Source organism: Cupriavidus sp. 05T313 (genome assembly GCF_056396665.1).
Genome location: NZ_JBFTLX010000271.1, coordinates 1 through 9281 on the forward strand (window position 1 = coordinate 1; position 9281 = coordinate 9281).

The following is a 9281-nucleotide window of genomic DNA, read 5'->3' on the forward strand; positions in this document are numbered from 1 at the left end:
CCGAACTGTGGATCGCCGATCGCAACTTCAGCACCCGGGCGATTCTTGCCGGGTGGCAGCGTCGCGGCAGCGCCTTCATCGTGCGGGAGCACGGCCGCAATCCGAGCCCCAGCGAGCTGGAGCCGTTACGCGAAATGGGCCGGGTCGAAGCCGGCACTGTGTACGAGCAAGCGGTCAGCATCCCAGATGAATCAAACGCGCCGCAGGTGCTGCGGCGCATCGAACTGCATCTGGATGGCACCACCGAGGATGGTGATACCGTCGTCCGCCTGCTGACCAATGTCCCGGCCGCCTATCTGACGGCCGAGGCAGTCGCCCGGCTATACCGGCGACGCTGGAGCATAGAGAATCTGTTTCAGCGGCTGGAATCGGTGCTCAATAGTGAGATTCGCTCGTTGAGCCAGCCGCGCGCGGCGCTGCTGGCCTTCGGCGTGGCGGCGCTCGCGTATAACGTACTGAGCGTGATTGCGACTGCGGTGAGAATCCGGCATGAGCTGGATACCAGCGACATCGAGATCTCACCGTATTACCTCGCCAGCGAAATCCGGGCAACTTATGCCGGCATGATGATCGCGGTGCCGCCCGAGGTGTGGCAGGCCTATGACCTCCTCACCCCAGCTCAGCTCGGTCGCGAGTTGATCAGGATGGCGACGCACGTTGATCCCCGCGCGATGCGCAAACATACGCGGGGACCGAAAGCGCCGAAGAAGAAAGGCTATGTGGCTGGATGCGTAGCACGGCGGCATGTTTCTACCGCCCGTGTCATCAAGGCTGGACGTGTCGTTTAATCACCTTGAAAGGGATGGCTCTTAGACCTGCAACCCAAGTCTCGACTAGGCCTGGCGCCCGGCATAAGCAGGTGATGTTTAATGGGGGCCGCTTCCGCGAGCACGGATGTGTGATGGATCGCTCGCGGCACGCCGATTTTCTTGGGGCCGTAATTCGAGGGTGGCGCAGAAGGATAGGGTTGTCTAACCGAACAAATAATGCCACGCCGATTGGGGTAGTTGCTATCATGCCGCGCATCGCACGCGGGTGTAACTCAATGGTAGAGCAGAAGCCTTCCAAGCTTATGACGAGGGTTCGATTCCCTTCACCCGCTCCATCGGGCCTCTAGTTCATGCCTGGTTAGAGCAGCGGACTCATAATCCGTTGGTGCCGTAGGCCCACCAATCAGAGCTAGGTTGCCGGGCGACGGCAGCATGACGACGGCTCATGCGTTGACACAGCGAGTCGAGGCCATGGCTTATATGACGCCCGGCAACTTCGACTGTGCGACCGGAGTCCCGACTTGCGGCTGCTGGCTGACACCGGCGGGCTGGTGAGTCCGCTGCCACTTGCCTACAGCGGGGTGTTGGTGCAGCGCAACCCGAGCTCGCAACATTTTCGGGTAGATCTGCGGCGGCTCGCGCGTTGTCCGCGTCTACAGCACTATCGCGCCGCCCACAGGCAACCAGGGGTTGGGTCAATGGCTCGAAGGAGACAAGCGTCCGTCATTCCGGTCCTCGTGGAGGAGTGGGATCTTCCCGCTCGGCTACTTCGATCATCCCGACGGGAAGCTTGCCTCGGACTTCTCCGTGCGGCAGTGCGAAAGCCGCCCGACTAAATCACTCCTTACCCGCTGTAATCAACGCCAGGTGCTTATAGACAGCGCACGCTGCCTCCAATTGATCCACGGCAATGGACTCGTCTATCGTGTGGGCGTCTTCTTCAGCGCCCGGGCCCAGGCCGATGGTAGGGATGCGACGGCGCCCGGCGGACTCGGAGCCATTGGTGCAGAAAGCCCAACTGCCCACGCGCGGTTTGATGCCGGAGCGCGTGACTGCTTCCACGGCGGCGCGTACCAGCGGGTGATCGTCGGCCTGTTGCCACGCGGGCAGCCAACGCGAAGGGCTAGCTCGTTCGCCGGTGAACGTCTCCACCTGATCGTCGCTTACCGCCAGCGTAAAGTCCTCCAAGCCMGCGGCTTTCAGGCAGGCGCTGATGCTGCCAAGGACATCCTCCCTGCATTCGCCGCTCAGGGTCCGGCGGTCGAAGCGAACGGTAGTGGAAAGCGGAATCATCGAGATCGAAGGGTACGGCGACGAAACGATATCGGTCGGTACCAGCAAGGCTTGTCCCAGGCGCGGATCGCCGGGCAACGCCAGTGTTTCCAGCGCAAGCAGTGCGCGGGCCGCCGCATGCAGCGGATTGACGCCAAGGTGCGGGGTGGCTGCATGCGCCGGCTTGCCGTGGAAGGTCAGCTGGATTTCCAGTCGACCCTTTTGCGCGGCCTTGATCTGGAGCTTTGAAGGCTCGCAGATGACAACCGCGGCGGGTACGCACGCATCGAGAACCGAGGACAGGGCATAGCCTTCGATCACTTCTTCGAGCACGCTGGCGGATACCGCCACACGGCGCGTGAGGCATCCCTCGCGTGCAGCAGCGGCAACACCGCAGATTGCCGCTGCAATCCCCCCCTTCATATCGGTACTTCCGCGGCCGTAGATCCGGCCTTCATGAAGGGTCCCGCCGAAGGGATCGAAGCGCCAGGTACCGGTCACGGGCACGACGTCCATGTGACCGTCGAATAGCAGTGCGACTTCGGCGTCCTCCGGGCCGATCAGGCCCAGGACCGAACCGTTCCGGTCCGTGGTCACGGAACTAAAGCCGAACTCGCGCATGCGCCGCGCCATCAGTGCTGCCATCTCCCCCTCCTTTCCGGAAAGGCTGGGAATGCGGACCATCTCCTGCGTCAGGGTAACGACATCGGTTGTCATGCTGAACTCCAATTTTGGGGGAAGGGACGCCGGGCGTCCCCACAAGGCCGGTTAGCGGTTCACCAGTGTTTTCGGCACGCGATAGACGAGGATGGCGCCGATCACCGTGAAGGAGGCGAGGAAGTACATGCCCCAGTTGGTCGAGCCGGTGAGATCCTTGATCCAGCCAATCGCGTATGGGCTGGCGAAGGCAGCCAGACCGGCGAACGCATTGATCGCGGCAATGCCGGCGGCGGCGCTCTTGCCTTCCAGGAAGGCGGTGGGCAGGCTCCAGAACAGCGGCGAGCAAACCATGCAGCCGGCCGCCGCAATCGATAGCATGGCAACGGCGAGTGTCGGGTTGTGGCTGAACAGCGTGCTCAGGGCGAGGCCGCTGCCGCCGATGAGAAAGGGAATGATCATGTGCCAGCGGCGCTCGCGGGTCGCATCCGAGTGACGGCACACCAGCACCATGGATACCACGGCACAGGCGTTGGGAATCGCGGTCAGGAACCCGATCTCCAGAAGGGACACCACACCGGTGGATTTGATGACTGACGGAATCCAGAAGGCAAGCCCGGACAAGCTGGAAACCGTGCAGTAGCAGATCAATGCCATATGCACAACCCGCCGGTCCTTCAGCAGTTTCCACAGCGAGATATGTTCGACCTTTACCGCCTTCTCCGCCGCCAGGTTCTGGACAAGGCGTGCCTTTTCGCTGGCATTGAGCCAGGCCGCATCGCCGATGCGATCATCCAAGTACCAGAGCACGGCCAGGCCGAGGAGGATCGACGGAACGGCCTCGATCAGGAACATCCATTGCCAGCCGGCAAAGCCGCCATGACTGTGTAGGCCTTGCATGATCCCGCCAGACAGTGGCCCGCCCAGGATGCCGGCAAAAGGCACTGCCGTCATGAACACGGCAATGATCTGCCCGCGCCGGTGCGATGGGAACCAGTAGGTCAAATACAGAATGATCCCTGGATAAAAACCAGCCTCAGCCGCACCGAGCAGGAAGCGCAACTCGTAGAACTGAGTGGCTGTCTGCGTCACTGCCATCGCTGCGGAGATGCAACCCCACAGGATCATGATGCGAGCCAGCGTTTTTCGGGCCCCAATGCGGTGCATCAGGACATTGCTCGGTACTTCAAACAAGAAGTATCCGATAAAGAAGACACCAGCCCCGAGGCCATAAACCGTTTCGCTGAACTTCAGGTCGTCCAGCATTTGCAGTTTGGCAAAGCCGACATTGACGCGATCCAGGAATGCAGCGATATAGCACACCATCAGGAATGGCAGCAGGCGCCACGCCACCTTGCTGTACAGGGCATTGTCGTGTGCGGACACCGCACTTGCCCCAACGCGCGAAGCGGGCTTGACGGCGCCGGCCGTTTGCAGGGAATCACTCACTTTGTTCCTCCGTTGGTTTTTTAAGACAAAACGCTCCCCTGCGGGCGCCGCAAGGCGCTCGCTGAAATTATTGTTTTGGGAAGCTGGGTAAGACTGCCGGTCAGGCCACCAGATGCTCTGGTTCGATGGCGCCCCGACGCGAGGTGATCAGCCCATACGCATCCGGGCGGCGGTGGCGATCGAAATTAAACGTCGTAGTCTTATAGGAGCGGCAAAGATCGAGGTCGCAGCGAGCGATTGCCAGCTCGTCCCCTTTGGTCGAGCATGCCGCCACGATCTCGCCCGACGGGGCAATGATGCAAGTGCCGCCGATCATCTCGCAGCCTTCTTCCTTGCCGGCTTTGGCAACGCCAACCACCCAGGTGCCGTTCTGGTAGGCGCCGGCCTGCATGACGAGGTGGTTGTGAAACATCGACAGATCGTCATGCTCTGGCGCGGGCGGGTTATGTACCGGGGTGTTGTATCCCAACAAGATCATTTCCGCGCCCTGCAGGCCCATCACCCGGTAGGTTTCCGACCAGCGCCTGTCATTGCACAGAGCCATGCCGATCACACCGCCGTAGGCACGCCAGACGTCAAAACCGAGACCCGGTTCAAAGTAGCGCTTTTCGAGATGCTGGAAGTCGCGCCAAGGTTCATGCTCTGCATGCCCGGGAAGATGAACTTTGCGGTATTTCCCGACGATGGCGCCGTCCTGCCCGACCAGGATGGAGGTGTTGTAACGCCTTGCGACACCTTGTTCCAGCGCAAGCTCGGCGTAGCCGAGATAGAAACCGATTCCAAGCCTGGCTGCGGTCTCGAACAGCACGCGGGTTTCCGCACCAGGCATCTCGCGCTCGTAGAAAGCATCGAGTTCGGCCGGATCTTCCAGATACCAGCGCGGAAAGAAGGTGGTCAGCGCAAGCTCCGGAAATACAACCAACTGGCAGCCCATGGCATGCGCCTGGTGAAGATGCGCGAGCAGGCGCTCGACGACGTCCCGGCGGGAGTCGGCGCGTTGAATTGGCCCAAGCTGGGCGGCGGCGACATTGATATAGCGTGGCATGAATTGGACTCCTATTCCTTTTGTTCAGCTAGTTCGAGCAGCAAATCGAGCAGGACACTGGCGCCCGCCTCGATATCGCTGTCGTCGGTAAACTCGGCAACGTTGTGGGACAGACCGCCGACACTGGGCACGAAGATCATGCCGGCAGGACACATACGTGCCAGGATCTGTGCGTCGTGGCCGGCGCCGCTCGCAATGCGCTGTACAGTGTGGCCATGCCGACGGGCGATCGCTTCCACCCGGCCGATGATCTGGTTGTCGAACGCAACGGGGGCAAAGTCGGCAAGCGAGCGATGGGACAGCTTTACCCCCTCGTCTCGCGCCAGCTCGTGCGCAAAATCGAAGGTGCGGCGCACCGCTTCGGCCAGGATCGCCTGATCGGCATTGCGCAGGTCCAGCGTGAACACGGCCAGGTTCGGGATCACATTGACCAGGTTCGGCGAGAGCTTGACCTGCCCCACCGTTGCCAACTGGCCACTGCCCAACTCGCGCGCCAGGTCCCGCGCGAAGCAGGCGATGCGTGCCGCAACCAGGCCAGCGTCATGCCGCAGGCGCATCGGCGTGGTGCCGGCGTGATTCGACGTGCCTTCAAYCGTGAATTCCGTCCAGTGAATCCCCTGCACGCCGGTGACAGCGCCAATTGTGACGCCCTCATGCTCCAGCACCGGTCCCTGTTCCACATGTAGCTCGACAAAGGCGTGCAGCTGATTCGTGCCGACCGGATGCGTGCCGTTATAGCCGATGCGCCGCAGATTCTCGCCGACCGTGCTGCCGTCTATGCCCTTGGTATCGAGCGCTTGCTGCAACGGGAGGTCGCCCTGGAATACCAGGCTGCCCATCATGTCCGGCGCGAAACGCGCACCCTCCTCGTTAGTGAAGAAGGCAACCGCCAGGGGCCGCCGCGTGGCGATGCCGGCATCGTTTAAGGCGGCCACCACTTCAAGGCCAGCGAGCACGCCGAGGTTGCCGTCATAGCGCCCACCGGTACGGACGGTATCGATGTGCGAGCCAGTCATGACCGGCGCAAGATCCTCACGTCCTCCCCGCACGCCGACCACATTTCCTATCGTGTCGATGCTCACCGCCAGCCCAAGCTCGCGCATCCAACTCACCACCAGATCGCGCCCGAGACGGTCCTCGTCGGTCAGCGCGAGCCGGCTGACACCGCCGCCGTCGATCGCGCCGACCTGCGCCAGCGCTGCGATCCGGCCCAACAGGCGGGGCAAATCGATGTGCGGCGCGGCAGTCCGATTCGTTGTCGTGCGCATCTTCAAGCCGCCATCCTGACTTGCTCGGGCGACTTCCCGACGATGCGCTGGTAAAGCTCCGCATCGGTGGCGCCCTCGCTGCCGAATACCAGGATGCGGCTGCCGGCGTCGAGGCCAAGCTGCGCGCGCACTTGTGCATCGCCAAGCGCGCCGAGGCAACCGGCCAGGCCGGCGACTGCGGATTCGCCCGCCACCAGCGGCGCGTCGCCGTAACGGCCGGCGGCCAGCAGCCGTACCGTCTCCAGCGCCGATTCGTCGTCGATGGTCAGGAAAGCGTGCGCGCCAGGATGCAGGATCTCCCATGCCAGCAACGACACCTCGCCACAAGCCAGGCCGGCCATGACGGTGTCGAGATCGCCATGCACGGCGACTGGCTTGCCGGCACGGGCACTCTCGTACAGGCAGGCCGCCTTGTCGGGTTCCACCACGACAAAACGCGGGCGGGATGCACCGAGCTGCTCCCAGAAATGCGCGCAGACCGCCGCCGCCAGACCACCCACGCCGCCCTGCAGGAATACGTGCGTCGGAACTTGCCCAGCCGGAAGTTGTTGCAGCGCCTCATCGGCCATCAGGGCGTAGCCTTGCATTACATCCTTCGGCACATCCATATAGCCTTCATAGGACGTGTCGGATACGACGAAGCGGCCCAGCCGCGCGGCATCGTCGGCGGCTTGCCGTACGGAGTCGTCATAGTTCCCGCTTGTGCGCACCACCTGCGCGCCATAGTGTTCGATGGCCTGCTTGCGTCCTTCGCTCACGGTCGCGTGGATGTAAATCACACACTGGCAGCCGAAGCGCTGGGCCCCCCACGCTACCGAGCGGCCGTGATTGCCGTCCGTTGCGCAGGTCACGGTGATATCGCGCGCGATATCACGATAACGGCCGGACAGCAGGTCCTCGACCGAAACATCGGCACGGCCGGTGCGCGCTTCGATTTCGCGGATCAACAGGCGGCTGACGGCGTAGGCGCCGCCCAGCGCCTTGAAGCTGCCGAGACCGAAGCGGTCGGCCTCGTCCTTGTACAGGACCTGCGCGACGCCGGCAGCCTTGGCCAGGCCCTTGAGCTCGCACAGCGGCGTGGGCGCATACCCCGGCCAGCGCTTGATCTGCTGTTCCGCACGCAGATAGGCTTGCCCGCCGAGTATCGCTTGCTGTCGCTCGCTATATTTTGCATCCGGTTGCACCGACGGATTCGCAGCGCATTGCAGGCGAAGGTTGGGAAGCAGTGAATTCAAGACAGTCTCCTCAAAAAAGAGTGGGAGCCCGTTCACATGGGACGAGGAACGGACGTTTACATGCGATTGGTGCCTTAGCGGTGGAGGTCGCCGTAGTGGTCATGCAGGGCTTCGATCTCCTCCAGCCTGTGACGCGCGGCGTCTCCCAATGCCAGCGCAAGGCTGGTGCCGAGATGGTTGATCAGGCTGATCGCCGCGACATAGGAGTCGAATCCGGCGGCGCCATGGTTGACGCAGCGCAGGACGACGTCGGAGCGGGCGGGCAGTTCCGTAGCGCTGGGATCGGTCAGGATGACGACCTTCGCGCCGACGCGATTTGCGTGCTCCACCATTGGCCGCAGCAGCGTTACGCGGCGACGGAAGTCCATGACCAGAAGCACATCGCTGTCGCCAAGGTCGGCGAGATCTTCGGCTAGATTCAGCCCGGCACCGGGCACCAAAGTGATGCCGCCGCGCAGTTGCGTCAGCAGCGCCCACGCATACTGCGCCAGCACGCGGCCATTGCGAAAACCCGCGACGCAAATGCGGCTGGCGCCAACTAGGAGGGAGATCGCGCGCTCGACATCGGCCGGATCCAGGCGATCGAAGGTCTGCGCCAGGTTTTGCAGATCATTGGCCAGGTGGGCCGCAAAGGGTGCGTCCGAGGACGCGGGCGGCTGGACGCCCGCAAGCTCGTACAGGGGCGAGCCACGATCGCTTTCGTCGCGTACCAGCGCACGCACCTCATTGAAATTCTCATATCCCAACCGGCGGAAGAAACGCCCCGCGGTCGCCTTGGAAACGCCCGCCTTCTGCGCTAGCTCGGTGGCCGAGTAAGCGGCGAGGTTGCCGATGCATTCAAGGGTTACCTCCGCGAGCCGTCGCTCGCTCTCCGTCAACTGGTCGTGCAATTCGAGGATCTTGTCTTGCAAGGGGGAGGCCATCAGGTCGCATCCTCTGAAACAGTAGTTTCATAAATGTATACGAATGAAACTGAAGTGTCAAAAGCAAATTTGCAGTGGGTAATTTGTGCTTATTTGATATCTTTTTTGGGAATTCACCCTTTGTCAGCCCGGCAGGGAGAGCCGCGCCAAAGCGGGGCTACGGTCCGGTCTTCTCTCAAGAAAATAATGAGCCACCTGCCACGTGCTCATGTGGTTTTGTCGCAGTAAGGGGAGACCGCGCCAAAACGGGGGCAAACAACCGGACCACCGCCGAGAGGCCAATGAGGCACCAAAAATGCGCATGGCTTCCGTTCCTGGCCCGGCGATCTCCGTCCTTCAACTTCGAATTGCTCTGAGCGCCCTGAGCCCGCCGGTTTGGCGACGCGTCCCCGTTCCTGAGCACTTGACGCTCGGACAATTGCACAATGTCATCCAGGTAGTCATGGGCTGGGCCGACGAGCATCTGCACACGTTCAGCATTCGTGGCAGGCGTTACGGCAAAGCTCATGAGGGCGTCTTGCAGTTCTCCACCGCGGCAAACGAACTGCCACTGACTGCGTTTCGTCTCCGCGAACACGAAGGCTTCGTCTATGTGTATGACTTCAACGCGTGGTGGCGCCACGAGATACGGGTGGAGCGGCGTAGGCTGCGGCAACATCCTG

General features: G+C 62.2%; 8 protein-coding genes and 1 tRNA gene. 3 read left to right on the plus strand and 6 right to left on the minus strand.

Annotated features, from left to right (window positions below; translation table 11 throughout):
- Positions 1–788 (plus strand): transposase (locus AC1DKD_RS35180; protein ID WP_477144311.1); only part of this gene is annotated, 788 nt, incomplete at its 5' end.
- 243 nt (positions 789–1031) lie between these two features.
- A tRNA-Gly gene (locus tag AC1DKD_RS35185) sits at positions 1032–1105 on the plus strand.
- Positions 1106–1607: 502 nt separating this feature from the next.
- Here the strand turns inward: AC1DKD_RS35185 and AC1DKD_RS35190 are convergent.
- The 6 genes from AC1DKD_RS35190 to AC1DKD_RS35215 form a co-directional block, all read right to left on the minus strand.
- Positions 1608–2759 (minus strand): YgeY family selenium metabolism-linked hydrolase, encoded by a 1152-nt coding sequence (locus AC1DKD_RS35190; protein WP_441629726.1) that lies wholly within the window; start codon positions 2757–2759, stop codon positions 1608–1610.
- A gap of 51 nt (positions 2760–2810) precedes the next feature.
- Positions 2811–4136, minus strand: coding sequence for an MFS transporter (locus AC1DKD_RS35195; RefSeq protein ID WP_441629727.1), 1326 nt, complete (start codon positions 4134–4136; stop codon positions 2811–2813).
- 112 nt (positions 4137–4248) lie between these two features.
- A complete protein-coding gene (locus tag AC1DKD_RS35200) occupies positions 4249–5193 on the minus strand; it encodes an N-carbamoyl-D-amino-acid hydrolase (RefSeq protein ID WP_441629719.1) in 945 nt (314 codons plus the stop codon).
- Positions 5194–5204: 11 nt separating this feature from the next.
- Positions 5205–6461 carry a Zn-dependent hydrolase gene (locus AC1DKD_RS35205; RefSeq protein ID WP_477144312.1) on the minus strand — a complete coding sequence of 419 codons (1257 nt, stop codon included), beginning with the start codon at positions 6459–6461 and terminating at the stop codon, positions 5205–5207.
- A gap of 2 nt (positions 6462–6463) precedes the next feature.
- Positions 6464–7696 carry a diaminopropionate ammonia-lyase gene (locus AC1DKD_RS35210; RefSeq protein ID WP_441629721.1) on the minus strand — a complete coding sequence of 411 codons (1233 nt, stop codon included), beginning with the start codon at positions 7694–7696 and terminating at the stop codon, positions 6464–6466.
- A 74-nt stretch (positions 7697–7770) separates the two neighbouring features.
- Complete coding sequence (locus tag AC1DKD_RS35215) at positions 7771–8607, minus strand: MurR/RpiR family transcriptional regulator (protein ID WP_477104722.1); 837 nt, start codon at positions 8605–8607, stop codon at positions 7771–7773.
- Positions 8608–8914: 307 nt separating this feature from the next.
- Here AC1DKD_RS35215 and AC1DKD_RS35220 point away from each other — a divergent pair.
- The coding region (locus tag AC1DKD_RS35220; protein WP_477112153.1) for a plasmid pRiA4b ORF-3 family protein at positions 8915–9281 on the plus strand (367 nt) is incomplete at its 3' end.

Coding starts and splice junctions, on each gene's coding strand:
- AC1DKD_RS35200 (WP_441629719.1), bottom strand. CDS start 5,193: ATGCCACGCTATATCAATGTCGCCGCCGCCCAGCTTGGGCCAATTCAA.